We start from the raw sequence: 25,604 nt of genomic DNA on the forward strand, positions 1-25,604 counted from the left end.
ATCCATAGAGGAGGCGGAGGCGCGCTTGAGCGACGCGGCAAAGCCGCCTACATCATCGCCATGGCCGCCACTGCCTCCATCGCTGAACTCAATGACCGCGCGCGCGACGTGTTTCGCATGGTGGTGGACAGCTATCTTGGCACCGGGTTGCCGGTGGGGTCGCGTACCCTGTCCAAGTTGGGCATCAGCCTCTCGCCCGCCTCGATCCGCAATGTGATGCAGGATCTGGAGGAGCTGGGGCTGCTCGCCGCGCCGCACACTTCGGCCGGGCGGATGCCGACCGAGACCGGGCTGCGGCTGTTCGTCGACGGCATGATGCAGGCGGCCGAGCCGTCGGCCGAGGAAATGCGCGCGATCGAGGCGGGGCTGGCCGAGGGCGGGCCGATCGAGGAGGCGCTGTCGGCGGCGACGGCGACGCTGTCGGGCCTGTCCGCCTGTGCCGGCATCGTCATGGTGCCCCGGCGCGAGCCGGTGCTGCGCCAGTTCGGCTTCGTGCCGCTGAACGACCGGCAAGCGCTGGCCGTGCTGGTCGGGCAGGACGGGTCGATCGAGAATCGGGTGCTCGACCTGCCACGCGGGGTGACGCCATCGATGCTGAACGAGGCGGCCAATTTCATGTCGGCGCGCTTTGGCGGGCTGACCTTGCGCCAGGCGGGCGATCAACTGGCGCGCGAGATGGAGGCGGAACGCAGCGTGCTGGACGGCGCGGCGCGCGAACTGGTGACGCGCGGCATCGCGATCTGGAGCCATGACGCCGATGACAGGCCCGTGCTGATCGTACGGGGGCAGGCGCATCTGATCGACGATGGCACCGCCGCCGACCTCGACCGGGTGCGGCAATTGCTGGAGCAGCTGGAGGGCAAGCAGGAGATTTCGCGCCTGCTGGAGAGCGCGCTGGCGGGCAGCGCGACCAAAATCTTCATCGGTTCGGAAAACAAGCTCTTTTCCCTTTCGGGTTCATCGGTCATAGCCGCCCCCTACCGCGGCGGGGACGGCCGGGTCGTCGGCGTCGTCGGCGTGATCGGCCCCACGCGCTTGAACTATGCCCGGGTGATCCCCATGGTGGATTTCACCGCACAGACGCTGTCGAGATTGATGAGATGAGCGAAGACAAGCAGACTATCGAAAATACCGAAACCGTGGACCAGCTGCCCGAGGAGGAGACCCCCGTGGACGCCCCTGAGAACGCACATGCAGAGCGTATTGCCGCGCTGGAAGCCGAGCTGGCAACGGCCAAGCAGGACGTGCTCTACGCCCATGCCGACACGCAGAATGTGCGTCGGCGGCTGGAGAAGGAGCTGGCCGACACGCGCGCCTATGCCGCGACCAACTTTGCCCGCGACATGCTGTCGGTGGCCGACAATCTGAGCCGGGCGCTGGCCACCATCGATCAGCTCAGCGCTGATGTGCGCGCGGACGACAAGTTCAAGGCGCTGGTGACAGGCCTGGAAGCCACCGGCCGCGAGCTGGAATCGGTGTTCGGCCGCAACAGCATCAGCAAGATCGAGTCGGTCGGCCAACCGCTCGACCCGAACAAGCATCAGGCGATGATGGAGACCCCGTCGGCCGATGTCGCGCCGGGGACCATCCTGGTGGAAATGCAGCCCGGCTATATGATCAAGGACCGACTGCTGCGCGCGGCCATGGTCGGCGTGGCGAAGACGCCGGACTGACAAATATCCGCCCCGTTCGGGCTGGATCGGTCAGGGTCCCCCCGACGGGGCCTCTGACCTATTGCACCCTTGCCCGAACGGAGGCCCTTTTGCTGCACGACCAGAACCTCACCACCGACCGTCCGACCTTTGTCACCCATCTCGAATGTTCGCTGACCGGCGAGCGATACGAGGCGGATCGGCTGCATGGGCTGTCGGCGGCGGGCAAGCCGCTCTTGGTGCGCTATGATCTGGACGGCGTGCGGGCGACGCTGACCAAGGAAGCGCTTAGCAGCCGGCCGATGGACCTGTGGCGCTGGCGTGAATTGCTGCCGGTGCGGCAGACCAGCAACATCGTGAGCCTGGGCGAAAATGCGACGCCGCTGATCCCGCTGTCGCGCACGGCCAAGCGGCTGGGCGGGGCGCATCTGCTCGCCAAGGATGAGGGGCGGTTGCCGACGGCCTCGTTCAAGGCGCGCGGGCTGGTGATGGCGGTTTCCATGGCCAAGGAACTGGGCGTGACCCAGGTGGCGATGCCGACCAACGGCAATGCCGGCGCGGCGCTGGCCGCCTATGCGGCGGTCGCGGGCATGGAATCGGTGATCTTCTGCCCGGCCGACACGCCCGAAGTGAATGTGCGCGAGATCGCGGCGCAGGGCGCGCGGGTCTATCGCGTCAACGGCTATATCGACGATTGCGGCGCGATCGTCGGCCAGGGCGTCAAGGAACGCGGCTGGTTCGATTTCTCGACGCTCAAGGAGCCCTATCGGATCGAGGGCAAGAAGACGATGGGGCTGGAACTGGCCGAACAGCTCGGCTGGGAATTGCCCGACGCGATCTTCTACCCCACCGGCGGCGGCACCGGCCTGATCGGCATGTGGAAGGCGTTCGACGAGCTGGAGAAGATCGGCTTCATCGGGTCGAAGCGGCCCAAGATGTTCGCGGTACAGGCGGAGGGTTGTGCGCCGATGGTTCGCGCGTTCGAGCAGGGCGTGGAATTTGCCGAACGCTGGGAGGATGCCCAGACCATCGCCATGGGCATTCGCGTGCCCAAGGCTGTGGGCGACTTCCTGATCCTGCGCGCGGTGCGGGAAAGTGGCGGCGCGGCGCTGGCGGTGTCGGACGCGGCGATCGCGGCGGCGGTGCGCGACGTGGCGCGCGACGACGGGCTGCTGCTCTGTCCCGAGGGCGGGGCGACACTGGCGGCCTATCAACGCGCCTTGGACGAGGGGCTGATCGGCCGCGACGAGCGGGCGGTGCTGTTCAACTGCGCCAGCGGCCTCAAATATCCGCTGGAGGATCAGAGCCGCGCGCTCGACCGGCACGCACCGATCGATTTTGCGAGCCTGTAAAGGCACGGAATGGGCGGGCCAGAACCCGCCCATTCGCCGTTAGAGTGAGATGGGATTGGGTTGATCCACGCCGTCATTGCGAGCGCAGCGAAGCAATCCATGGGCGCGTCAGTGGATTGCTTCGCTGCGCTCGCAATGACGATTCAGTGTGGAGTCATCCCGCTCTAGAATCGATAATCCCAGCCCAGGGTGAAGAGCCGCCCGCGACCGGCGAAATAGGCCAGATTGTCGTTGGGCAGGCGCGTATCGCTATTATAGTCGATGTAGAATTTATCGAACAGATTCTGGACGCTGAGATAGACGCCGCCCAGTGACGGGGTGTCGTAGCGGAGATAGGCGTCGGTGACCGCATAGCCGCCGAAATTGTTGCGCGGATCCGGCTTCGCCTTACCATGGAAATTGCGCGACAGATAATATTGGGTCTGCAGCCGCGCCGAGATGGCGCCATGGCGATAGTCGGCGGCGACGTTCAGGCGATCGGGCGAGATATTGGTGCCGTCCAGATCGGTATCGACGATCCCGTCGGGATTGGCGCTGTCGCTGTCATAGCGGCCCTTGAGATGGGCATAGCCGGTGGACAGCTTGAGCCCCGGCAGCGGCGTCTGTACGCCGAGGTTGATTTCCAGTCCCTCGATCTCGACCCGCTGGCGCTGCACGGTGAAGATGCCGTCACCCTGCGCGATCAGGATCTGGCCCTTGTCGCTGGACGACCAGAAATAGGTGGCGCTGGCGTCGATCGGGCCGCGCTTCACCTCCAGCCCGATTTCGCGGTTGTTGGAGACGATCGGGCTGATGTCGAGATAATCGTCGAGGTCGACGCCCGCGACGCCGATCGACCGGGTGACGCGGCCGACATCGGGCATGGTGAAGCCCTCGGCATAGCTGGCATAGGCACGAATGCCCTCAAGCGGCTCGAAGATGAGGCCGCCGTTCAGCAGCGCGTCGGAGAATTTGGGCTTGCCACCGTCCACGTCGACGCCGCCATAATTGGGCGCGGTGGTGGAGGCGAGGGTGTGGAAATCGTCGATCTTCACCTGCACATTTTCCCAGCGCACGCCGCCGGCGACGCGGACCAGCCCGTCCGCGATCTTGAGATTGGCCTGGGCGAAGGGGGCGATGGAGCGGAAGTCGCTGGGCGGTACCCAAATGCGGCCGGTGACCATCAGCCGCTGTTCCGTCTTGTCGAACAGGACGTCCAGGCCGAGCGTGGTGGTCAGTGCCTCGAAACCGGGCAGGGCGCGTTCATAGCTGATCTTGCCGCCGATCTTGCGCGATCGGTTCTGCGACTGGTCGAACAGGGTGCCGACCGGCGCGATGCTGGGATCCTGGAAGGTCGCGATCGCGGCAAATTCGCCGCCGAAAATGTCGCGGCTGCGGTTGAAGAAAAGCTGGGTGACCAGGTTGCCGCCGGCCACATCGCTGTCGGTATAGGAGAGGGACGCGCTTTCGGTCCGGTTCGACCCGGGCGTGCCGGGCGCGTCGCCCTTGACCGCTGTGGTGGGGAGGCCGTTGGCGCGGCTGCCGGCGAGCGGGACATAATCGCCATCGCCCTTCAACTCATAGCGGTTGAGGATCAGGTCGAGCCGGCCGGTATCGCCGACGGCATAGCCCAGCCGGGCGAAGATATCGGTCGCCTGCGACGCCTGGGTTTCGCCCTGGGTCAGGTTGATGCCGATGCGGCGGTTGCGCGCGTCGTAGAAGGCGCCGCGCTTTTCATAGGAGGCGCCGACCGTGGCGTCGAAATCGCCCGCCTTATATTGGACCAGCCCGGCCGCCTTGCCGCCGAAACCGTCGCCGTCGAAATCGTCGCTGGCCGATCCCTGGAGCAGCACCCGGCCGCTGATGCCTTCCTCCTTCGGTGCGCCGACCGTTACCTGGTTGACGATGCCGCCGGTGCCGCCAATCCCCTGAAAGGCGTTGGAGCCATAGATGAGTTCGACCCGATCGATGAAGAAGCCGTCTATGGTGAAGCCGTCGCGGCTGCCGTCGCGCAGCGGGGTCGATTGCGGGATGCCGTTGATGGCGTAGAGCGGCGAACGGCCGCGCAGCGTCTCACCCGCGCCCGACAGCTTGCCGCGCGTCGGCGAGAAGCTGGGGGTGAGGGTGGAGACCGCGTCGGTCACCGAGCCGGAAATGGCGATCTGCTGGTCCAGCGCTTGCTTGTCGATCAGGTCGATGGTCAGCGGCAGCGCATTGGGCGGCAAGATGGTGCGGGCGGCGGTGACGACGATCGATTCGGCGCCCTTGGTATCGGCGTCGTCCTGCTGCGCCATGGCGGGCGATGCGAGGGCGATGGTCAGCGCCGCCAGCGCGATTGCCGAACGCCGAAATTCGATATGATGCACCATGGCGCAAATCCCCCAGATTATGTTGCGCTGGGCTGCTAACGACAATCGGTTGCAATAACAAGTTGTTTGCGGTCGATGCGATGCGAACGCGCGGATGGCTGTGGCGCCATTGCATCGACCGGCAGCAGAGGCTCATAAAGATACAAAAAGATATATCGTAAATCTTGACGCCAGTGATTTTTAAGATATATCACAATACATCATGAAGCATTTTGAAAGAGAAATTATGAATTTTCCCCATTCCGATCGCGGCGCAGGCCGCCGGGGCTGCCGGCCGGGCCGGCACATGGATGACGCCATGGCCGATCGCGGTTTCGACCCGCGCCGTGCCGATTTGCGGGGCCTGGGCCATCGCGGGGGACACGGCCATGGCCGCTTCTTCGGGCCCGGCGGCTTTGGTCCCGAGGGTTTCGGACGCGGTTTCGGCGGTGGTCGGGCAGGTGGCCCGGGCGGTCCATTCGGTGAGGACGGCTTTGGCGATGGTCCTTTCGGCGGTGGCCGGGGCGGGCGTGGCGGCGGACGCCGTCGGCTGTTCGGCAATGATGCGCTGAAGCTCATCCTGCTCAAGCTGATCGCCGATGCGCCGCGCCATGGCTATGACCTGATCCGCGAGATCGAGACGCTGTCCGGCTCAGTCTATGCGCCCAGCCCTGGCGTCGTCTATCCGACCCTGACCCTGCTGGCCGACATGGACCTGATCGCCGAACAGCCCGGCGAAGGTAGCCGCAAGCTGTTCGCCATCACCGACGCGGGCACCGCCCATCTGGCCGAGCATGAGGCCGGCGTCACCGAGGTGATGGAGAAGCTGGCGCATCTGGCCCGCAAGGCGCAGCGCAACGATGCTGCGCCGGTGCGCCGCGCGCTGCAGAATATGCGGGTGGCGATCCAGCATCGGCTTGAAAAGGAAGGGGCCGATTCCCAAACCATGTTCGACGTCGCGGCCCTGATCGACGAGGCCGCCAGCAAGATCGAAAGGCTCTGACCCCATGACGCTGACCGCCACCGTGCCGACCACCCATGGCAGCCGTTACCTGCAGCAGCTCTGCAAGCATTGGAGTCACAAGTTCGAAACCAGCTTCGACGCGGACAGGGGCGAGATCGCCTTTCCGATGGGGCCGATCCACCTGAGCGCCGATGACGCGGCGCTGACGGTCGTGCTGGAGCCCAATGCGGACGCCGATGTCGAAAAGTTCAAGCAGGTGGTCGCCGACCATCTCGACCGCTTTGCCTTCCGCGAGGCGCCCTTGCCCTTCACCTGGGCCTGAGAGCCTGTTTGAAAAATCGCGAAAGAGCGATTTTTCAGCGCGGTACCAGCCCGCTCCCCCGCCCAACCGCCCGACAGGATGACACTGGATCGGGTGGTTGGGCGGGGGAGCGGGCTGGTACCGGCTTTCTCAAACAGTCTCTGACACGCGAAAGGGGCCGGGTCTGCACGGCCCGGCCCCTTCCCTGGTAAGCGCCATGAGGACCGGCAACCCCGGTCCTTCTTCGTGTCAGCTGTCGGTCTTGGCGCGCATGGCGGCCATGCGGGCGGCGGTGGCCTGAACGTCGGCGGCGGTGACGATGCCGTCCTTGTCGGCATCCTGCTCGGCAAAGGCACGCGCGCCAGAGGCGTCATATTCGGCCTGCGCCATCTTGCCGTCCTTGTCCTTGTCGAGCACGCCGAAGCGGACATGGGCCTGGCGGATCTGGCGCTGGCGTTCTTCGGCCTTCTTGTCTTCGCTGAGCGTGCTTTCGGCCAATTGCTTTTCGAGGCGGGCGGCATATTCGCCGACATATTCCTCCTCCGACACCCAGCCGTCGCCATTGGCATCGGTCGCCTTGAACCGGGTGCCGCGCACGGCGTCGAATTCGGCGCGGGTCACCTGGCCGTCATGGTCGCTGTCATAGTCGTGGACGAAGGCGCCGCCTTCATGCGGGGCAGCAAAAGCGGGCGTGCCGGCAGCGGCAACGATCGCGGCGATCAGGATGGAACGGGTCTTCATGGCGTGTCTCCGGGATATCAGGCGGCGTCGAACGCCAGGGTGTAGGTATAGCTGCGATAAGGGGTTTCGGACCCGGCCGGCGCGGCGCCGCGATGGCGGACCAGGATCAGATAGGTGCCGGCATCCTCTGGCTTCAGGCTGAAACGCCCCTGTGCGTCGCTCTTCGTCTCGGTCGCGACCTTGCGGCCGTCATGGACGCCGGCGCTGCGGAACAGGGTGACCTGCGTGGCGGCCAGGGGCTTGCCGTCGAACAGCAGCACGAAGCTGGCGTCGCTACCCGACACGATCGCGTTGGGATGGGTGACCGGCTGGATTTCCAACCCCGCGCCGACCGGCTTGAGCGCGGCCTGCGTCGCCTGGCCACGGGTCACATAGGCGTCGGCCAGGGTCATGCTCTGCACCTCGACCTCCTGCGTGCCGGGTTTGGGATCGCCGCCTTCGCCGCGCATCTGCCAGGCATCGCCGACGCGGAACATCTTGCCCTTGCGCCCGGCACGCTGGCCGGTGGTGATGCGATAGGTGCCGTCCGTTTTCAGATCGGCCTCGAAGATCGACAGGTCGCGCAGATAGGTGACCTGGCCGGTCGCCGCCTGGCTGCCGTCGGGCGCGACCAGGTGGAAGGGGGCATCGCGCATCGCGACTTCCGGGACGAAGGCGTCTTCTGCGAAGGCCGATTCCACGGTGACATGGTCGGCTTTCCCCGCGTCGAACAAGGTGGGCAGCACATAAGGCATATGCGCCTGCGCGGCGGTGGTGCCAGCGAGCAGGAGCATAGGCGTGATGGCGGCGAACAGGGCGTTCGCCGGGCGACGATATCTGGACAATGGGGTTCCCCTTGGTTTCGTTACGCCTCTCTATAATATATACTGAGAATCACTTGCAATAGCAATTTAACCGAGTAGAGAGCGGCCAACCCGGCGCCTGACGCGCCGCAACAACGACACGGGGGCAATTTTCATGACCAAGTCCAAGACTCTGCTTCTCCTTGGCACCGCGATGCTGGTGCTGCCGTTGCCGGCGATCGCGCAAGCGCAGGAAGAAGCGGCGTCGGCCAATTCGCAGTTCGCGCTCGACCGCCTCATCATCTCCGCCGGCGTGGAGAAGGTCGCGCTCGACACGCCGCAGGCGGTCACCGCGATGGACCAGGAGGATATCGACCAGGTCCAGGCGACGACGATCGGCGACCTGCTGGAAGGGATGCCGGGCGTCAACGTCCAGGGCGGCGTCAGCCAGCTGGGGCAGGGCTTCAACATTCGCGGCATGGGCACGGCGATCGGTGACAGCGACAATCGCATCCTGATGACGGTCGATGGCGTCACCAAATTCTACGAACAATATCGCATGGGCGCCTTCTTCAGCGAACCCGAACTCTACAAGCGTGTCGAGGTGCTGCGCGGCCCGGCATCCTCCACCCTCTATGGCGCCGGCGCGCTGGCGGGCGTGATCAATTTCACCACCAAGGATGCGTCCGACTTCCTGAGCGATGGCGACCGGCTGGCGGTGCGGCTGAAGGGGGCGACCGAGACCAATGCGTCGGGCCATACGCTGTCGGGGATCGTCGCGACCGAGCCGGTCGACGGCGTCGAGTTGCTGGGCAGTTATAATTACCGCCGCACCGACAATTATCGCAATGGTGACGGCGATGTGGTGCCGGCGTCGGCAACCGAATCCGACAGCTGGCTGGTCAAGGGCCGGGTTGCGATCGGCGGCAACAAGAACCACGCGATCTGGGCGTCCTACCAGGACTGGATCAGCGACGCGCCGCAGGTCTATGACCAGATTTCGGCTGCCACCGGCAATTCGCTGATGCGCAGGCGGGTTCACGACAAGACCGGCGTCGTCGGCTATGTCAACGATTTCAACGGCAGCAAATTCTTCAATGTCGAGGCGCAGGTCGCCTATTCGCTGTCCAAGGTCCACCAGACCGAGACGACCTTCCTTGGCCCGCTCGCCTATTCCGACTTTTCCTATGAGAGCTGGCAGGCAAAGGTCCAGAATACCAGCGAGTTCGCCATGGGCGGCGACTGGACGACCTTCCTGATCCTGGGTGGCCAGTGGAGCACGCAGGAGCGCCGCAATCCGCGCGTCGCGACCAACGGCACGGTGACGCCCGGCGCGGGCACCCATCCCGAAGGCGACATGGACCGCTATGGCCTGTTCGGCCAGCTCGAGATCGTCTGGTCCGACAAGCTGACCATCATGCCGGGCGTGCGCGTCGACTGGACTGACCTCAAGCCCGGTGACACGGTGGTCGGCGGCACCACCCTGACCGATCATGTGAAGGACAGCGGCGTGTCGCCCAAGCTGGCGGCGCTCTATAATGTCACGCCCTGGTTCGGCCTGTTCGGATCGATCGCCCACACCGTGCGCATGCCCAATATCGACGAGGTCTTCACCCGCAGCGCGACCCGGCCGAACAATCCCGATCTGAAGCCCGAGGAATCCGACAATTATGAAGTCGGCTTCACTTTGTCGTTCGACGATGCGCTGGGCAAGGGCGACCGCTTCCGTGCCAAGACGACCTTGTTCCAGAATGATGTGAAGGACCTGATCGTCAACGTCGCGGCGGCGGCGGGCACGCCCTATTTCCAGAATATCAACAAGTCACGCTTCAAGGGGATCGAGCTGGAGGCCGAATATGGCCTGGGCGGCTTCTATGCGCGCGGCAATGCCTCCTTCATCGATGGCAAGAACCGGCTGACCGGCGAATATCTCAACACCATTCCGGCGAACGACTATCGGCTGACGCTGGGCTATAATGGCGTGAACAGCGGCATTTCGGGCGGCTGGACCGGCGAATTTGCCGAGAAGCAGGACAAAGTGACGCCGGGCGCCTTTGCCTCGGCCGGATCGGGTCTGGCGACGCCGGGCTATACCGTCCACAATCTGTTCTTCGCCTTCAAGCCGCAGAGCGGCGCAGCCAAGGGCTTCGAGTTCCGCATCGCGCTCGATAATATCTTCGACAAGCAATATCGCCGTCACCTCTCGGCGCTGGACGCGGAGGGGCAGAATTTCCGCTTCACCGTGGCCAGCACCTTCTGACGCCATGGGCGGCGCGCGCTCACCGCTTCGCAACGGCGGGCCGGCAGCAGCCTCGCTGGCGATCAACGCCCTGTTGATCGCCGCGCTGCTGGGGCTGGGCATGAACCGCGCGCCGCGCCAAGACGACGGGCCATCGCTGACGGTGATGTCACTGGCGGCGCTCAAGGGCGTGGAACAGGGAGCAGAGCAGTCGGAGGCGGCGGAAGCGACGCCGCAGCCCGAGGCTCCGGTGCCGACTGAGGCACTGCCGCCCACGCCCGTCAGTCCGCCGCAACCGGTGCCGCCGCCGATGGTGGCGATCCCCTCCGCATTGTCGCAGCCGGTCTCGGCGGCACCGGTTGCTCCTTCCGTCCAGGCCGCGCCCGCTGCGCCGCCTTCCCAGGCCCCGGCCAGGGCGGCGACGATGGCCGCGAATGCTGGCGCGCCGCCTGCCCGGCGCGGTGTCGCCGACGGGCTGGACGCCAACGCCCCGGCCGGCAACAGCCGGGCCTATGCCGCGCGGGTCCGCTCCTGGCTCTATGCCCATAAAATCTATCCGCGCCGCGCCAAGATGCGGCATGAGGAAGGGGTGGTGAAGGTCCGCTTCGTGATCGATCGGGCCGGCGTGCTGATCGAGGGGCGGGTGATCGGCAGTTCGGGCTGCGCCGCGCTCGACGAGGAAGCCGCCGCCATGCTGCAGCGCGCCTCACCCTTTCCCAAGGCCCCGGCTGATGTGTCGGGCGAGCGCATCGAATTCACCGCGCCGGTGGAGTTCGTGCTGCCGGTGTGAAAAAAGCGCTGGACAAGAATAGGAGATCCCGATGTTGTCCATTGTCCTGGCCCTAGCGGCTGCCGATCAGGGATTGCCGTATAGCTGGGCCGAGTTCGGCCGCGCCGGGGCGCTGAGTCATGTCGAGGAGAAGGTGGAGATTGCCACCGATCCGGATCGGCGCAGCAGCGAATTTCCCTATCGATTGCGCTTCAGCCGGACCGATGGCGAGGGGCAGGTGGTGGTGCGCTGGGCCGACAGCCGAGATTGCCCGGTGGTGACGGCGGTGATCCATGGCATGCGTGACCTGACGCCGCCGGCGATCCAGCCCTATGGCATTCCCGGCGAGTCCCTCTCGATCGTAATGGATGGGACTGGCTATTTCCTGTCCGCGCCGACGGCCGATGCGATGGGGCGGATCAGGATCAGTTCCAACGTCCATACGCCGCTGGCGCGCTGGGTCGATGATGCCTTCACCCGGCTTGCCCCCTGCTGGCGGGACAAGCCGGGTGGGTAGGGCGGTTCAGCCCTTGGCCTTGGTGGCCGCGATATAGGCCTGGACCTGTTCGCCCAGCACGTCGAGCGGCAGGGCGCCATTGGCCAGCACCACTTCGTGGAAGTCGCGAATGTCGAACTTGGGGCCGAGCGCCTGTTCGGCGTCCTTGCGCAGCTGGGCGATGCGGATCTGGCCGATCATGTAGCTGGTCGCCTGGCCCGGATTGTTGATGTAGCGATCGACTTCCTTGACGATGTCGCGTTCCGACAGGGGCGCATTGTCGCGGAAATACTGGATCGCCTGTTCGCGCGTCCAGCGCTTGGCATGCAGGCCGGTGTCGGTGACCAGGCGGATCGCGCGCCACATCTGCAGCGAGAGCATGCCGAATTCCGAATAGGGATCCTGATAGGCGCCCATTTCCTTGGCCAGGCGCTCGCTATAGAGGCCCCAGCCCTCGGTATAGGCGCCATAATAGCCGAAGCGGCGGAATTTGGGCAGGTCGGGCAGTTCCTGCGCGCGGGCGATCTGGAAATGATGGCCCGGCGCGCCTTCATGATGGGCGATCGCCGCGACCTGGGGCTTCTGCACCTGATTCATGTCGGCGAGATTGACGTAGAAGATGCCGGGGCGCGATCCGTCGGGCGCGGGCTGGTTGTAGAAGGCGACGGAGGCGGTTTCCTGGCGCCAGGCCTCGACCGCGCGGACCTCGAGCTTCGCCTTGGGCAGGGCGCGGAAGAAGCGCGGGGCGGCGTCCATGGTCTGGGCGATCGCGGCGCGGGCTTCCGCCAGATAGGCTTCGCGGCCGGCGGCATCATTGGGATATTTGAACTTGGGATCGGTGCGCAGCGCCTGGAAGAAATCGGTCAGCGGTCCGGCAAAGCCGATCCGCGCCTTCACCGCCTCCATCTCCGCCCGGATCGCCTTGACCTGATCCAGGCCGATCTGGTGGATCTGGTCGGCGTTGAGGCTGGTGGTGGTGTAGAAGGCGAGGCGGGCGTTATAATAGGCCTCGCCGCCCGGCAGGCTCCAGGCGCCGTCATTGCCCTTGGCCTTTGGCTCGATCGCATCGAGCGTAGCGAACAGGGTCTGGAAGCCCTTGGCGAAGGGGCCGGTCAGCGCCGCCTGTGCGTCCGCGATCAGCTTGGCCTTTTCCGCATCCGACGCCTTGAGCGCGCCGACCTTCTTCTTGAAGTCGGCGAACAGGGTGGAGTCCGGCCCCTGATCGAAGGGGGCGCCGCTGATCACTTTCTTGGCGTCGGCACGCGCGGGGGCGAACACCATCCTGGGCGGGACGATGCCCTGCGCCGCCTGGTCGCGCATCTTGGTCGCGACCTCGTTCATCACCCGCTCGCTGTCGCGCAGACGGGCGATATAGGCCTGGGCATCCGCGACGCTGTCGACGCGATGCTCGTTGATCAGGAAGACCGGGATATTGCCGGCCGGGCTGCCATTGGTGGACACGGGGAAGGCATATTTGGCGAAGGGCGCCTGCTGCTTCGACGTCGCCACCTGCGCCTCGAACAGGCGATAGCTGAGGCGCGCCGAGGGGCCGAGCCGTTCGGGCGAGAAGCGGCGATGCAGTTCGGCCAGCTGCTGTTCCTGTAGCGCCAGGCTGCGGGCGTCGGCCCGTTCGCTATAATCGTCCAGCTTGCCATAGTCGGTCTTGAGGCCAAGGCTGGTCATCGATTCCGGGCTGAGCGCGAGCTGCTGGTCGAACGCCTGATCAAGGAAGGTGAGCAGCGCCTTATCTTCCTGTGCGGTTGCCGAGGCGGGCGCAGCGGTAGGCGCCTGGGCCAGGATCGGGGCCGAAGCGCCAAGGGCAAGCAGGAGCGCGAGCGAGATACGGACGGTCATGGCAATTCCTGTCGCGGGAGAAGATGGGGAAGGGAGAGACCCGCCCTCGTCGCGCAAGTCAAGCGCCCGGTTCGGCGAGCGCGATATCCATGTCGGCAAGGGCGAGGCGCAGCAGTTCGGCCATGGCGTTGCGCGCGGCCGCCGTATCGCGGGCGGCGATCGCGCGATGCACCGCCTGATGATCGGGCAGGGGATCGCGCGGCAACAGCTTCTTGCGATGCTTGAAGGTGGTGGTCCAGCTCACCGCCGCGCCGACCGAACTGGCCAGCGCCTCCAGCGCGTCATTATGGGTCGCGGCCAGGATCGCGTTGTGGAAACGCTGGTCGGCGGCGCGCCCTTCGGGCGTGGACAGGCCATAGCGTTCCATCTCCGCGAGCGCCGCGTCCATCGTCGCCAGCTGTTCGTCGGTGCGACGGCGCGCGGCAAATTCGGCGGCGGCCGGCTCGATCACGCCGCGCAGCTCGAACAGGTCGCGGATGAAATGGGCGTCAGGCTCGCCAGCGAACATCCAGGCGAGCATTTCGGGGTCGAGCACGTTCCAGCGCGCGCGCGGCAGGACGCGAGTACCGGCCTTGGGGCGGCTTTCCAGCATGCCCTTGGCGATCAGGATGCGGATCGCCTCGCGATAGGCGGTGCGCGATACGCCAAGGCGTTCCGACGCCTCGATCTCGCCCTCGAACAGGTCGCCGGGCTTGTGCTTGCCGGTCAGGATGGCGGTGCCCATGTCGCGGGCGATCGCCTGGTGAATGCGGAGCGAGCCTTCGTCCGTCGTGAACTTGCGTTCCGGTCCGTCCTTGCGCTCGCTCCCCATTCTACCTCCGTTGAATTTAGTCCTCAAAGGCTGCCGTAGGGCAATGCCGCCCGCAAAGGAAGGCATCGGCCACCAGGCGCAGCGGCGCGGTGTCGGCGTCGATCGCCTTGTCCGCCACCAGCCCGACGAAGCGCCGATACATGGTCGGATATTCCTCGTCCGGCGCCTTCAACTGGACTTCGCCGTCCAGGGTCAGCGTGTTGCCGCCTTCGGACAGCAGCAGCTTGCCATTGCTGGTTTCGACCGCGATGTCCCAGGTCTGGGGGCCGGTCTGGCGCCAGTCGAACACGGTGTCGATCGGCGCGCCCGAAGCGGTCGCCATCGCCAGCGTCGCACCGATCGGTGCCTGCTTGTTGGTCGGCACTTCCAGTTCGGCCGACAGCAGGGTGATCGGCTCGGCGACGATTTCGGTCAGGATCGACAGGGCGTTGATGCCCGGATCGAACACGCCAAAGCCGCCCGCTTCCCAGATCCAGGGCTGGCCCGGATGCCAGTGGCGGACATCCTCGCGCCACTGGATCGAGATGCGCTCGACCGTGCGCGACGCCATCCACTCCTTGGCCTGGGCCACGGCGGCGGCATAGCGGCTGTGCCAGCTGGCATAGAGGGTGACGCCCTTGGCCCTGGCTAGCGCGATCAGCGCATCCACTTCCGACACGGTCGCGCCCGGCGGCTTTTCCAGGAAGACATGCTTGCCGGCCAGGATCGCCTGACGGGCCGCCTGATAGCGGACCTGCGGCGGCTGGCACAGGATGACGGCGTCCATGTCGGGCTCGCCCGCCAGCATCGCGCCGAGATCGGGATAATTGTTCACCCCTTCGCCCTGCGCGTTGCGGCTGGCGACGGCGACCAGATCGATGCCGTCGATCTTGGCGATCGCGGGCAGATGCTGGTCGCGGGCAATCTTGCCCAGGCCTACGAGGCCGGCCTTGATGCTCATAGCGCCTTTACCTTGGTCTTGCCCTCGTCCGCTGCGCGCGTGAGGCCATTGCGGACCGGCAGGGTGAAGGGCTTGGCCTCGACCTCGAACACATCGCCTTCCTGCGTGGCGAAACCATCGGAGAAGGAGAGGGTGGCGGTGCCGAAGAAATGGACATGAATGTCGCCGGGGCGGCGGAACAGACCATATTTGAAATGATGATGTTCCAGGTTCGCGATCGTGTGCGACATGTTGGTCTCACCCGACAGGAACGGCTTTTCCCAGACGGTCGCGCCATTGCGGACGATGCGGCTGGTGCCGCGCAGATCCTGCGGCAGGTCGCCCAACAGCAGTTCCGGGCCGAGCGAGGCCTGGCGCAGCTTGGAGTGGGCGAGCCACAGATAATTGCCGCGTTCGGTGATGTGATCGGAAAATTCATTGCCGATCGCAAAGCCCAGACGCACCGGCGTGCCGTCGGCGTCGATCAGATAGATGCCGGCGACTTCGGGTTCCTCGCCACCATCCTCGGCAAAGGCCGGCATGGTGAAGTCCTGGCCCGGATCGACCAGGATCTGGCCGTCGCCCTTGTAGAACCATTCGGGCTGCGCACCGATGCCATCATCGGCGGGCTTGCCGCCCTCGACGCCCATCAGGAACATGCGCATGGAGTCGGTGAGGTCGCCCGAGGTGGCGGCCTTGTGCATCTTGTCGCGGCCTTCGGCCGAGCCGAGATGGGTCAGCCCGGTGCCGGCGACCAGCAGATGCGCCGCATCCTCATGGTCGATCGGCGAGAGCAGGGTGACGGCGGACAGGTCCACGACGTCGCCCAGCTTGCCTTCCGCAAAGGCGGCCAGGCCCTGGCCCGCCGCGATCGCGTCCAGCGCCAGCTGGCGGGTGGAGCTTGCGCCCGTCACCCGCTTCGCCGCGCCGGTCTGGTCGAGGGCGGCGACGCCGCGCGCGCCACCCTCGTTGAACTGAACCAGCGAAATCACGGTCACTGCGCCAGCTCCAGCTTGCCTTCCATGCGGCGGTTCAGCTTCCAGGGGTTGGCCGCCTGCAGCGCCGGCGGCAGCACGGCGTCGACGACGTCCTGATAGCAGACCGGACGCAGGAAGCGCATCATGGCCAGCGTGCCGACCGAGGTGCTGCGGCCGTCCGAGGTCGACGGGAAGGGACCGCCATGGACCATGGCATGGGTCACTTCGACGCCGGTCGGCCAGCCATTGGCGAGCACGCGGCCGACCTTGCGGGACAGCGTCGGCAGCAGCTTGGCGGCATTGTCATTGTCGCTTTCGTCCATCTGCAGCGTGGCGGTCAGCTGACCCTCCATCTGGGCGACGGTGGCGATCACTTCCTCGATCGTGGCGCACTTCACCAGGATCGACGAGGAACCGAACACTTCATGCGACAGCGCCGGGTTGGTGCGGAACTGTTCGCCGCTGGTGGCGAACAGGGCCGACTGGGCCAGGTTCACGCCTTCGGCCTGCGCGCCGCGCGCAACGGTGGTGACGCCTTCCGCGCCGGCCAGTGCCTCGACGCCCTTTTCATAGGCGGCGTGGATGCCCGGCGTCAGCATGACATGGGGCTGGTTGGCCGACAGGGCGGTCGCCGCCGAGACCACGAAGCGGTCGAGATCGGGGCTGTCGAGCGCGATCACCATGCCGGGATTGGTGCAGAACTGGCCGGCGAACAGGCTCAGCGAACCGACGAAGGCGGTGCCCAGTGCTTCGGCGCGGGCCGCGAGCGCGCCCGGCAGCAGCACGACCGGGTTGATCGACGACATTTCCGAATAGACCGGGATCGGCTCGTCGCGGTTGGCGGCAATCTTCATCAGCGCAATGCCGCCGCCGCGCGAACCGGTGAAGCCGACCGCCTTGATACGCGGATCGGCGACCAGCGCGCCGCCCAGATCATTGGTGGTGCCGGGCAGGTAGGAGAAGACGCCTTCATGCAGGCCGCTGGCCTTGACCGCGGCGGCGATGGCGCGGGCGACCAGTTCGCCGGTGCCGGGGTGGGCCGGGTGGCCCTTCACGACGACCGGGCTGCCGGCGGCGAAGGCCGATGCGGTGTCACCGCCCGCGACCGAGAAGGCGAGCGGGAAGTTGGAGGCGCCGAACACGGCGACCGGGCCGACCGACTGGTTGACGCGGCGCAGGTCGCTGCGCGGCAGCGGGGTGCGTTCCGGCAGTGCCTTGTCGATGGTGGCGTCGAGCCAGTCGCCCTGACGGACATAGGCGGCGAACAGGCGCAGCTGGCCGACGGTGCGGCCACGCTCGCCCTCCAGGCGGCCACGCGGCAGGCCGGTTTCGCTCATGGCGGTGGTGATCAGCAGGTCGCCGATTGCCATGATCTGGTCGGCCACGGCTTCCAGGAAGGTCGCGCGGGTTTCGGGAGATAGGGTCGAGAAGCTCTCGAACGCGCTGTCGGCCAGCGCGCAGGCGTCGGCGACATCGGCGGTCGAGGCGTTGTGGAAGGCGACGTCGCCCTTGGCGCCGGTCGACGGATCGACCGCGAAGAAGGGCTCACCACCGGTGCGCTCGGCAGCACCGACCAGAATGGCTCCGTTGAACATGGATATCTCCCGAAATGTCGTGGAAAGGGGGTAATATTGCCGGAACGGCGCGCCCATCAGATGGGGAGGACGGGACGCAATTTCGAGCATCGCTGCACGGAAATTACGTCCTGTTGCCTCCTTTGAATGACGCGCCGTTTACCGGATCAATGCCAAATCAGTGGTTGTCGCGCGGCAGGCCCATGGTCTGGGCGATGCGCTGATATTTCTCCGCGCCTTCCAGGATCGCGCCGGTGTTCATCTGGCCGACGACCGACCGCTGGATTTCCTGCCACGGCGTCTGCGAGGCGGGATATTTGAACCCGCCTTCGGCGACCAGCTTGGCGCGGCGTGCTTCCAGTTCCTCGTCGGAAATCAGCACGTTCACCACGCCGGCCTTCAGGTCCATGCGGACGCGGTCGCCGGTTTCCAGCAGGGCGAGGCCACCCATCGCCGCCGCTTCGGGCGAAGCGTTGAGGATCGACGGGCTGCCCGAGGTGCCCGACTGACGGCCATCGCCGATGCAGGGCAGTGCGGACACGCCTTCGGTGATGAGATAGGCCGGCGGACGCATGTTCACGACCTCGGCCGCACCCGGATAGCCGATCGGGCCAGCGCCGCGCATGAACAGCAAAGTGTCGGCGGTGATGCCGACCGACGGATCGTCGATGCGGTGGTGATAATCTTCCGGACCGTCGAACACGACCGCCGGGCCTTCGAAGGCTTCCGGATCGTCGGGGTTCGACAGATAGCGCATGCGGAATTCTTCGCTGATGACGCTGGTCTTCATGACCGCTTCGTCGAACAGGTTGCCGGTCAGCACCAGGAAGCCCGCTTCGTCCTTCAGCGGCTGGTTGAACGGACGGATGACCTTTTCATCCTCGATCTCCACGCCCTTGCAATTCTCGCCCATGGTCTTGCCATTGACCGTCATCGCGCCTTCCTTGATCAGGCCCTGGTCGATCAACTGGCTGATGACGGCGGGCAGGCCGCCGGCGCGGTAATAATCCTCGCCCAGATATTCGCCGGCCGGCTGCATGTTGACCAGCAGCGGCACCTTGTGACCGACGGTTTCCCAATCCTTGAGCGGCAGGTCGACGCCCATGTGGCGGGCGATGGCGGCCAGGTGGATCGGCGCGTTGGTCGAACCGCCGATCGCCGAGTTGGCGACGATGGCGTTGTGGAAGGCGTCGAGCGTCATGATGTCGGAGGGCTTCAAGTCCTCATGCACCATTTCGACGATGCGCTTGCCGGTGCGATAGGCGGCTTCCTGACGGTCGCGATAGGGGGCGGGGATCGCCGCGCTGCCCGGCAGCATCATGCCCAGCGCTTCGGCGAGGGCGTTCATGGTGCTGGCGGTGCCCATGGTGTTGCAGAAGCCGGTCGAGGGAGCCGACGAGGCGACCAGCTTGATGAAGCCTTCATCGTCGATCTTGCCGGCGGCCAGCAGCTGGCGGCCATGCCACACGATCGTGCCCGAACCGGTGCGCTCACCCTTGTGCCAGCCATTGAGCATCGGGCCGACCGACAAAGCGATGGCGGGGATGTTGACGGTGGCGGCGGCCATCAGCAGCGCCGGGGTGGTCTTGTCGCAGCCGCTGGTCAGGATCACGCCGTCGAGCGGATAGCCATACATGGCTTCGACCAGGCCCAGATAGGCGAGGTTGCGGTCAAGGCCGGCGGTCGGGCGTTTGCCGGTTTCCTGGATCGGGTGGACCGGGAATTCCAGCGCGATGCCGCCCATTTCGCGAATGCCTTCGCGCATGCGCTCGGCGAGCACGAGGTGATGGCGGTTGCAGGGCGACAGGTCGCTGCCGGTCTGGGCGATGCCGATGATTGGCTTGCCGCTGCGCAGTTCCTCAAGGCTGAGGCCGAAGTTCAGGTAGCGCTCCAGATAGAGCGAGGTCATGTCGATATTGTCTGGGTTGTCGAACCAGGCGCGGCTACGCAGCTTGGGAGTAGGCTTGGACGAATCGCTCATGTGGGCATCCTGACACTTTGAAAAGGCTTGGCACGTTGACGCGCTTGTCTCTCCGATATACTCAGACAAATAGAAATTCAAGGACGCATAGAGAAGGAAAGTGCGGTTGAACGCGAAAAATCGGACGGGCCATCGATGAGCGACTATGCCGTGATCGGCGACTGGGGCACCAGCAATCTGCGACTGTTCCGGGTGGAAGCGGGGCGGATCGTGGCACGCCGCGACGGGCCGGGCATCGGCATGGTCGGCCGGGAAGCGGAAGCCGCCTTTGCCGAGACGATCGCCCCCTGGCTGGAGGACGGCCTGCCGGCCTCGATCCGGCTGTGCGGCATGGTCGGCGCGCGCGACGGCTGGGTCGAGGCGCCCTATGCCGATTGCCCCGCCGATGCGGACAGTTGGGCGCAGGCCGCGGTGCGCTTCGACTGGCGCGGCGCGCCTCTGGCGATCATGGCGGGCTTGGCCTGCACCGACGCCGACGGCATTGCCGACGTGATGCGCGGTGAAGAGGCGCAGATTTTCGGCGCGATGGCGCTCGATCCCCGACTGGCCACGGGCCGTCACCTGATCGTGCTGCCGGGCACCCACAGCAAATGGACGCTGGTGGAGGATGGCCGGGTGATCCGCTTCCGCACCGTGCCGACCGGCGAACTGTTCGCGCTGCTGCGTGATCGCTCGACGCTCAGCCCCAAGATCGCCGCCGCCGACGCCGATCCGGCAGAGGAAGCGGCCGGTTTCGCCGAGGGCCTGGAACGGGCCGGCGCGGGCAAGCTGCTCGCCTCTTTGTTCGCGGCGCGGGCGATGCGGCTGCGCGCCGGGCGATCGGCCGACTGGTCGCTGGGCTATCTGTCGGGCCTGGTCATCGGCTGCGAGATCGCCGAGGCGCGCGCCGCGCTGGTCGGTGATACGGGCGTCGTCCTGATCGGCGACGCACGGCTTTCGGATCGCTATGCCCGCGCGCTCGATGCGCAGGGCATCGCCGCGCAATTGCTGGACGGTGACGCTTGCGCGCGCGCCGGTCTGGGCTTTCTGGAGAACTGATTCATGACCCTGACACTGGACGACCTGCTGGCTGACGGCGCGCCGCCGATCGCCGCCATTTTGCGCGGCATCACCCCCGATGAAGCGCTGCCCGTCGCCGAGGCACTGTTCGACGCGGGCATCCGCGTGATCGAGGTGCCGTTCAATTCGCCAGACCCGTTGGTCAGCATCGCTGCGATGCAGCAGGCCTTTGGCGACCGCGCGCTGATCGGTGGCGGCACGGTGCTGACGGTCGAGGCGGTCGAAGCGCTGGCGGGTGCGGGCGGCCGCATCATGGTGACGCCCAACACCGTTCCGCAGGTGATCGCGCGCGGCGCCGAACTGGGCCTTGAACTGCTGCCCGGTTTCATGACGCCGAGCGAGGCGTTTCGCGCGGTCGAGGCCGGTGCGCGCCGGGTGAAGCTGTTCCCCGCCGCCCAGCTCGGCCCGGCCTATGTCAAGGCGGTCAAGGATGTGCTGCCCAAGCATGTCGGCGTCTGGGCCGTGGGCGGCACCGGTGCCGACACGATCGGCGACTGGCTGGCCGGCGGCTGTGAGGGGATCGGCGTGGGCGGCGCGCTCTATCGTCCGGGCGACGCTGCACTCACCGTGCGGGAACGGGCGGTCGACCTGGTCGCCGCCTGGCGGCGCGCCAGGGGCTGACCTTCAGGTCCGATCTTCACTGGGCCGGGCTTTCCACCCGGTCCAGCATCTCGCGAATCTTTTCGGCCAGCGCATTATAGGTGAAGGGCTTGGTCAGCAGTTCGACCCCCGGATCAAGCCGGCCATGGTGGATGATCGCGTTGCGGGCATAGCCGGTGGTGAACAGCACCCGCAGTCCCGGCTGCTTCGCCTTGGCGGCGCGGGCGATGTCCGCCCCGGTCATGCCGCCGGGCAGCACGACGTCGGTGAAGAGCAGATCGATCGGTTCGGCCGCAGCTTCCAGCGCGGCAAGCGCGGCCGGGCCATCGCCCGCTTCGATCACCCGATAGCCCAGGTCGCGCAACACCTCGACCGAATAGGCGCGGACATTCTCGTCATCCTCGCATACCAGGATTAGCTCCTGCCCGGCTTGTGGGGAAAGCGGCGGCGCCTGTACGCTGTCCTCGTTGCTGGGCATCGGCCCATGATAGCGCGGCAGGTAGATTTTCACCGTCGTGCCATGGCCGGCTTCCGAATAGACGCGGACATGGCCGCCCGATTGCTTGACGAAGCCATAGACCATCGACAGGCCAAGGCCGGTGCCGCGCCCGACCTCCTTGGTGGTGAAGAAGGGTTCAATCGCGTGCGACAACGTGTTGGCGTCCATACCGGTGCCGGTGTCCGACACGCAGATTAGCACATATTGGCCGGGCGTGATTTCCCGCTCGCTTGCGGCATAATGGCTGTCGAGATGGGTGTTGGCGACCTCGATCGTCAGCTTGCCGCCTTGTGGCATGGCATCGCGTGCATTGACCGCGAGGTTGAGCAGCGCATTTTCCATCTGGTTAACGTCGATCTCGACCGGCCACACGCGTGGACTCTGCACCGTCTCCACCTCGATCATCTCGCCCAGCGTCCGGTGCAGCAGGTCCGACATGCCGGCGATCAGCCGGTTGGGATCGACCCGTGCAGGGGTGAGGGGCTGGCGGCGGGAAAAGGCGAGCAGGCGCTGGGTCAGGATGGCGGCGCGCTCGGCCCCGGCCATCGCATTGTCGGCGGCGCGGCGCAACCTTGGCTGATCGTCGGGCAGCGCCCGTTGCAGCAGGTCGAGATTGCCGGTGACGATCTGCAGCAGATTGTTGAAGTCATGGGCGACGCCGCCAGTCAGCTGACCCAGTGTTTCCATTTTCTGTGCCTGGCGCAGTGCGGCTTCGGCATCGAGCAAGGATTGCACATCCTGGCGATGCTGCGTGACGTCGCGGGCGACGCAGTAGATGAGGTCGCCTTCCGGCACGGCGGTCCAGCTGAACATGCGATAGTCGCCCGCCTTGGTGCGGAAGCGGTTCTCGAACCGGGTGGTCGGGTGGCCGCCCGCCAATTCCCCTATTTCGCCGCGCGTGCGGGCGATATCGTCGGGATGTTCCATCCATTGGGATGTACGGCCGATCAGTTCCTCCTGCGACCAGCCCAATATGTCGGTCCAGGCCGGGCTTGCCGCCAGCCAGACCCCATTGCTGTCGGCAATCAGGAACGGGTCGCGTGCCAGTGCCCATAGCCGATTGCGGTCGGCCCGCATCTCGCGCTCGGCCAAAACCCTTACCGTTGTTTCGCTGACGATGCACAATACGCCGCCGATCGATCCGTCGAGCTCGAACACGGGGGAATAGGATATGTCGAAATAGACCTCCTCGCCCCGGCCGCCATCGCGTTCGATATAGAAGGGGCGATCCTTGGCATGGAAGGTCTCGCCGGTTTCCCGCACGGATTGCAGCAGCGGCCCCAGATCATCCCACAGTTCCGCCCAGCCCTCATTTGCCGGGTAGCCGAGCGCATGGGGATGTTTATCGCCAATGGTGGGGGAATAAGCTTCATTGTAGAGGGCACAGAATTGCGGTCCCCAGAACAGCACGATCTCCGCCTTGGACGACAGCAACAGCCGTACCGTCGATATGAGCGAGGGCGACCAGCCGGACACCGGTCCCAGCGGGGAGCGGGTATCGATCGCCGCCGTCAGGATGCCGAGCGGCCCTTGGGTCGCGATCATGCCGGCAATGTCTCTCTGGTCGGAAATCATCGATAACCCTGTTTTTGCAACATGCTGAGCAGAGACGCCCGTGGAACCATTTGTATCCCCGGCACCCCGCAGCCATGACCATTTGTCCATGTCTGCTCCTCTTGAAACGGCTCGAACAAGGGCGCATGGACCGGGCATGGCTCTATCATTCTCCACGTCGTTTCGTGCGGTTGCGCGCCCGGTTCCGATTGCCCGCTGGCTGCTCGCCGTCGCCGTTCTGGTCTTCTGCATGGTGGTGGTGGGCGGGATTACCCGCCTGACGGAATCGGGCCTGTCCATCACCCAGTGGAAGCCGATTACCGGCGCGGTGCCGCCACTGACCCATGAGCAATGGATGGAGGCATTCCGTCTCTATCAACAGATTCCGGAATATAAGGAGATCAATCGGGGCATGAGCCTTGGCGATTTCCAGTTCATCTTCTTCTGGGAATGGCTGCACCGGTTGCTTGGCCGGCTGATCGGCCTTGCCTTCGCGCTGCCGCTGATCTGGTTCGCGGCGAAGCGGGCGATCCCGGCGGGCTATGGCTGGCGCCTGGTCGCTCTGCTGGCGCTGGGTGGACTGCAGGGCGCGATCGGCTGGTGGATGGTGAAATCGGGCCTGTCTGTGCGCACCGATGTCAGCCATTATCGCCTGGCCGTGCATCTGCTGACCGCGCTGTTCATCATCGGCGGCCTGATCTGGACCGCGCTCGACCTGCTGACCCTTGCCCGCAACCCCTATGTGCGGCCGGCGACGTTGCAGCCCTTTGCGCTGGCGACCCTGCTGGTGCTGCTGGTGCAACTGATGTTCGGTGCCTTCACGGCCGGGCTCGATGCCGGTTATGTCTCCAGCACCTGGCCGCTGATGAACGACCATCTGGTGCCCGAAGGCATCCTATGGCTGGGTTCGCTCTGGGCCACCGTCTCCAGCGATCCCTATCTGGTCCATTTCATCCATCGTTGGTGGGCCTGGGTCGCGGCCGCGATGCTGATCCTGCTGGCGCGCAAGGCCAAGGCGGCGGGCCATCGCGGCGCGTCGATCGCGATCAACGCGGCGGTCGGCACGCAGATATTGCTCGGCATCGCCACCGTCATCAGCGGCATCGCCCTGCCGCTTGCCGTATTGCACCAGGCGGTAGGCGCACTGGTGGTCGCGTCGGCGGCATGGGGTGCCCATGCGGTGGGATCGCGTCGCGCATGACGCGTGGTGGTACGGCTCAGGACCCGCTTCGATCGTCGGCGGTCGCCGCCTACCAACCTGTTGCCGCTGGATAGAGGAAGAGGCCCTATGAAGCTCTGGTTGGCCGTGCTGTTGCTGGCTGGTGCGTCGCCGCTGGCCGCTGCCCCGGTGGAGATCGGCTTCGCGCCGCCGCTCGATCGCACCCTGCTCTATCGTATCGAGCAGCATCGACCGGTGGAAGCGCGAGACAGCCTGTTTCGGGCCGAACGGGAATTGCGCTTCGAGCGGGCGGGGGATGGCTATATCCTGCATGCCACCCTGCGCAGCCTGGATAGCGATGCCCCTGCATCGGGGGCCGAGCCCTATCGCGCGGCGCTCTCGCCATTGATCGGGGTGCCCTGCGATTTCCGCCTTGATGCGCAAGGCCATATCATTGCGCTCGATAATATGGATGCGGTGTGGAAGGCGGTAGAGTCCGGGCTCCAGGCGATGATCGCCCGTTTCCCACCGGACTCGCCGCGGCATCGGACCGCGCAGAATGTGCTGACGCTGTTTGCCGGCCTGACGCCGGAGGGCCGGCTTGCGCTGCTGGCGGGGGAAATCCAGCCGCTGCTGCTATTTGCAGATAGCGTCATAGATGATGCCGCGCCGCGCGATGTGCAGACCCTGGCGGGATCTCCGCTGGGTCGCGGGGTTCCAGTCAAGGGCATGCTTGCTGTCCGGGCACAGGCGGGCATCCTCCTGACCTTGGACGAAGATTTGCGGGGGGAGGGGGTGCATGTGACGATGCGCTATGGTCTGTCGCGCGTCACGGGCCTGGTGGAAACGCAGGCCCGTACCCTGCAGGTAGGGACCGATATTCTTACCGAAACCCGGACCTTGGTTCCCGTCGACAAGTGAGAGGTATTATTTTACCCGTCACGAAAGCCGCCGAATCTCTTGACTTGCGCGGCGTCACCCGTCATTAGCGCCC

At 65.8% G+C, this 25,604-nt stretch carries 22 protein-coding genes; 12 read left to right on the forward strand and 10 right to left on the reverse strand.

Going from position 1 to position 25,604, the window contains the following annotated elements; genetic code table 11:
• Positions 1 to 60: 60 nt before the first annotated feature.
• The 3 genes from hrcA to PMI04_RS05745 all read left to right on the forward strand — a co-directional run bounded on the left by hrcA (position 61) and on the right by PMI04_RS05745 (position 3,004).
• The gene (gene hrcA, locus PMI04_RS05735) at positions 61 to 1,104 is read left to right on the forward strand and encodes a heat-inducible transcriptional repressor HrcA (protein WP_007713237.1); all 1,044 of its coding nucleotides are present in this window, start codon (positions 61 to 63) and stop codon (positions 1,102 to 1,104) included.
• The gene (locus PMI04_RS05740; protein WP_007713236.1) at positions 1,101 to 1,673 is read left to right on the forward strand and encodes a nucleotide exchange factor GrpE; all 573 of its coding nucleotides are present in this window, start codon (positions 1,101 to 1,103) and stop codon (positions 1,671 to 1,673) included. The genes hrcA and PMI04_RS05740 overlap by 4 nt, the downstream gene beginning before the upstream one ends.
• Positions 1,674 to 1,762: 89 nt before the next feature.
• Complete coding sequence (locus tag PMI04_RS05745) at positions 1,763 to 3,004, forward strand: threonine synthase (RefSeq protein WP_007713234.1); 1,242 nt, start codon at positions 1,763 to 1,765, stop codon at positions 3,002 to 3,004.
• 164 nt (positions 3,005 to 3,168) lie between these two features.
• Here the strand turns inward: PMI04_RS05745 and PMI04_RS05750 are convergent, their stop codons facing one another.
• Positions 3,169 to 5,352 carry a TonB-dependent receptor gene (locus PMI04_RS05750; protein ID WP_007713232.1) on the reverse strand — a complete coding sequence of 728 codons (2,184 nt, stop codon included), beginning with the start codon at positions 5,350 to 5,352 and terminating at the stop codon, positions 3,169 to 3,171.
• Positions 5,353 to 5,650: 298 nt separating this feature from the next.
• Between PMI04_RS05750 and PMI04_RS05755 the strand changes: the two genes are divergently transcribed.
• On the forward strand, positions 5,651 to 6,334 hold the full coding sequence (locus PMI04_RS05755) for a PadR family transcriptional regulator (protein WP_202947613.1): 684 nt from the start codon (positions 5,651 to 5,653) through the stop codon (positions 6,332 to 6,334).
• 4 nt (positions 6,335 to 6,338) lie between these two features.
• Positions 6,339 to 6,617 (forward strand): DUF2218 domain-containing protein, encoded by a 279-nt coding sequence (locus PMI04_RS05760; protein ID WP_007713228.1) that lies wholly within the window; start codon positions 6,339 to 6,341, stop codon positions 6,615 to 6,617.
• A 228-nt stretch (positions 6,618 to 6,845) separates the two neighbouring features.
• Here PMI04_RS05760 and PMI04_RS05765 read toward each other — a convergent pair whose 3' ends face one another.
• Complete coding sequence (locus tag PMI04_RS05765; protein WP_007713226.1) at positions 6,846 to 7,337, reverse strand: hypothetical protein; 492 nt, start codon at positions 7,335 to 7,337, stop codon at positions 6,846 to 6,848.
• A gap of 17 nt (positions 7,338 to 7,354) precedes the next feature.
• Positions 7,355 to 8,161, reverse strand: a complete 807-nt coding sequence (locus PMI04_RS05770) for a DUF4198 domain-containing protein (protein ID WP_037486986.1) — start codon at positions 8,159 to 8,161, stop codon at positions 7,355 to 7,357.
• 133 nt (positions 8,162 to 8,294) lie between these two features.
• Between PMI04_RS05770 and PMI04_RS05775 the strand changes: the two genes are divergently transcribed.
• The 3 genes from PMI04_RS05775 to PMI04_RS05785 are packed head-to-tail and all read left to right on the forward strand — an operon-like array spanning position 8,295 to position 11,644.
• Positions 8,295 to 10,379, forward strand: a complete 2,085-nt coding sequence (locus tag PMI04_RS05775) for a TonB-dependent receptor (protein WP_007713222.1) — start codon at positions 8,295 to 8,297, stop codon at positions 10,377 to 10,379.
• Between the two features lie 4 nt (positions 10,380 to 10,383).
• A complete protein-coding gene (locus PMI04_RS05780; protein WP_007713220.1) occupies positions 10,384 to 11,148 on the forward strand; it encodes an energy transducer TonB in 765 nt (254 codons plus the stop codon).
• A gap of 31 nt (positions 11,149 to 11,179) precedes the next feature.
• Positions 11,180 to 11,644: a hypothetical protein gene (locus PMI04_RS05785; protein WP_007713218.1), complete on the forward strand. Its 465-nt coding sequence runs from the start codon at positions 11,180 to 11,182 to the stop codon at positions 11,642 to 11,644.
• A 6-nt stretch (positions 11,645 to 11,650) separates the two neighbouring features.
• Here PMI04_RS05785 and PMI04_RS05790 read toward each other — a convergent pair whose 3' ends face one another.
• From PMI04_RS05790 to PMI04_RS05815, 6 genes are all read right to left on the reverse strand, one after another.
• Complete coding sequence (locus PMI04_RS05790; RefSeq protein ID WP_007713216.1) at positions 11,651 to 13,477, reverse strand: DUF885 domain-containing protein; 1,827 nt, start codon at positions 13,475 to 13,477, stop codon at positions 11,651 to 11,653.
• A gap of 58 nt (positions 13,478 to 13,535) precedes the next feature.
• On the reverse strand, positions 13,536 to 14,288 hold the full coding sequence (locus tag PMI04_RS05795) for an FCD domain-containing protein (protein ID WP_007713213.1): 753 nt from the start codon (positions 14,286 to 14,288) through the stop codon (positions 13,536 to 13,538).
• A 16-nt stretch (positions 14,289 to 14,304) separates the two neighbouring features.
• Complete coding sequence (locus PMI04_RS05800; RefSeq protein ID WP_007713210.1) at positions 14,305 to 15,228, reverse strand: Gfo/Idh/MocA family oxidoreductase; 924 nt, start codon at positions 15,226 to 15,228, stop codon at positions 14,305 to 14,307.
• On the reverse strand, positions 15,225 to 16,205 hold the full coding sequence (gene araD1, locus PMI04_RS05805) for an AraD1 family protein (RefSeq protein ID WP_007713208.1): 981 nt from the start codon (positions 16,203 to 16,205) through the stop codon (positions 15,225 to 15,227). Before araD1 ends, PMI04_RS05800 begins: the two co-directional genes overlap by 4 nt.
• Positions 16,202 to 17,779, reverse strand: a complete 1,578-nt coding sequence (locus PMI04_RS05810) for an aldehyde dehydrogenase (NADP(+)) (RefSeq protein WP_007713207.1) — start codon at positions 17,777 to 17,779, stop codon at positions 16,202 to 16,204. The genes araD1 and PMI04_RS05810 overlap by 4 nt, the downstream gene beginning before the upstream one ends.
• A gap of 157 nt (positions 17,780 to 17,936) precedes the next feature.
• Positions 17,937 to 19,739 carry an IlvD/Edd family dehydratase gene (locus PMI04_RS05815; protein ID WP_007713204.1) on the reverse strand — a complete coding sequence of 601 codons (1,803 nt, stop codon included), beginning with the start codon at positions 19,737 to 19,739 and terminating at the stop codon, positions 17,937 to 17,939.
• A gap of 135 nt (positions 19,740 to 19,874) precedes the next feature.
• Here PMI04_RS05815 and PMI04_RS05820 point away from each other — a divergent pair, with 135 nt between their 5' ends.
• Positions 19,875 to 20,777, forward strand: coding sequence for a 2-dehydro-3-deoxygalactonokinase (locus PMI04_RS05820; protein ID WP_007713197.1), 903 nt, complete (start codon positions 19,875 to 19,877; stop codon positions 20,775 to 20,777).
• 9 nt (positions 20,778 to 20,786) lie between these two features.
• The gene (locus PMI04_RS05825; RefSeq protein ID WP_037487000.1) at positions 20,787 to 21,419 is read left to right on the forward strand and encodes a 2-dehydro-3-deoxy-6-phosphogalactonate aldolase; all 633 of its coding nucleotides are present in this window, start codon (positions 20,787 to 20,789) and stop codon (positions 21,417 to 21,419) included.
• Positions 21,420 to 21,435: 16 nt separating this feature from the next.
• On the opposite strand, the gene PMI04_RS05830 is transcribed toward PMI04_RS05825, so the two are convergent.
• Positions 21,436 to 23,442 (reverse strand): PAS domain-containing sensor histidine kinase, encoded by a 2,007-nt coding sequence (locus tag PMI04_RS05830; RefSeq protein WP_238535987.1) that lies wholly within the window; start codon positions 23,440 to 23,442, stop codon positions 21,436 to 21,438.
• Between the two features lie 166 nt (positions 23,443 to 23,608).
• On the opposite strand from PMI04_RS05830, the gene PMI04_RS05835 reads away from it, so the two are divergent.
• Positions 23,609 to 24,652 carry a COX15/CtaA family protein gene (locus tag PMI04_RS05835; RefSeq protein WP_007713191.1) on the forward strand — a complete coding sequence of 348 codons (1,044 nt, stop codon included), beginning with the start codon at positions 23,609 to 23,611 and terminating at the stop codon, positions 24,650 to 24,652.
• Between the two features lie 87 nt (positions 24,653 to 24,739).
• Positions 24,740 to 25,531, forward strand: a complete 792-nt coding sequence (locus PMI04_RS05840; protein ID WP_007713189.1) for a hypothetical protein — start codon at positions 24,740 to 24,742, stop codon at positions 25,529 to 25,531.
• Positions 25,532 to 25,604 lie beyond the last annotated feature (73 nt).

It is taken from the genome of Sphingobium sp. AP49 (assembly GCF_000281715.2).
Lineage (GTDB): Bacteria > Pseudomonadota > Alphaproteobacteria > Sphingomonadales > Sphingomonadaceae > Sphingobium.

Coding starts and splice junctions, on each gene's coding strand:
- hrcA (WP_007713237.1), top strand. CDS start 61: ATGGCCGCCACTGCCTCCATCGCTGAACTCAATGACCGCGCGCGCGAC.
- PMI04_RS05740 (WP_007713236.1), top strand. CDS start 1,101: ATGAGCGAAGACAAGCAGACTATCGAAAATACCGAAACCGTGGACCAG.
- PMI04_RS05750 (WP_007713232.1), bottom strand. CDS start 5,352: ATGGTGCATCATATCGAATTTCGGCGTTCGGCAATCGCGCTGGCGGCG.
- PMI04_RS05755 (WP_202947613.1), top strand. CDS start 5,651: ATGGCCGATCGCGGTTTCGACCCGCGCCGTGCCGATTTGCGGGGCCTG.
- PMI04_RS05760 (WP_007713228.1), top strand. CDS start 6,339: ATGACGCTGACCGCCACCGTGCCGACCACCCATGGCAGCCGTTACCTG.
- PMI04_RS05765 (WP_007713226.1), bottom strand. CDS start 7,337: ATGAAGACCCGTTCCATCCTGATCGCCGCGATCGTTGCCGCTGCCGGC.
- PMI04_RS05775 (WP_007713222.1), top strand. CDS start 8,295: ATGACCAAGTCCAAGACTCTGCTTCTCCTTGGCACCGCGATGCTGGTG.
- PMI04_RS05780 (WP_007713220.1), top strand. CDS start 10,384: ATGGGCGGCGCGCGCTCACCGCTTCGCAACGGCGGGCCGGCAGCAGCC.
- PMI04_RS05785 (WP_007713218.1), top strand. CDS start 11,180: ATGTTGTCCATTGTCCTGGCCCTAGCGGCTGCCGATCAGGGATTGCCG.
- PMI04_RS05790 (WP_007713216.1), bottom strand. CDS start 13,477: ATGACCGTCCGTATCTCGCTCGCGCTCCTGCTTGCCCTTGGCGCTTCG.
- PMI04_RS05795 (WP_007713213.1), bottom strand. CDS start 14,288: ATGGGGAGCGAGCGCAAGGACGGACCGGAACGCAAGTTCACGACGGAC.
- PMI04_RS05800 (WP_007713210.1), bottom strand. CDS start 15,228: ATGAGCATCAAGGCCGGCCTCGTAGGCCTGGGCAAGATTGCCCGCGAC.
- PMI04_RS05810 (WP_007713207.1), bottom strand. CDS start 17,779: ATGTTCAACGGAGCCATTCTGGTCGGTGCTGCCGAGCGCACCGGTGGT.
- PMI04_RS05815 (WP_007713204.1), bottom strand. CDS start 19,739: ATGAGCGATTCGTCCAAGCCTACTCCCAAGCTGCGTAGCCGCGCCTGG.
- PMI04_RS05820 (WP_007713197.1), top strand. CDS start 19,875: ATGAGCGACTATGCCGTGATCGGCGACTGGGGCACCAGCAATCTGCGA.
- PMI04_RS05830 (WP_238535987.1), bottom strand. CDS start 23,442: ATGATCGCGACCCAAGGGCCGCTCGGCATCCTGACGGCGGCGATCGAT.
- PMI04_RS05835 (WP_007713191.1), top strand. CDS start 23,609: ATGGCTCTATCATTCTCCACGTCGTTTCGTGCGGTTGCGCGCCCGGTT.
- PMI04_RS05840 (WP_007713189.1), top strand. CDS start 24,740: ATGAAGCTCTGGTTGGCCGTGCTGTTGCTGGCTGGTGCGTCGCCGCTG.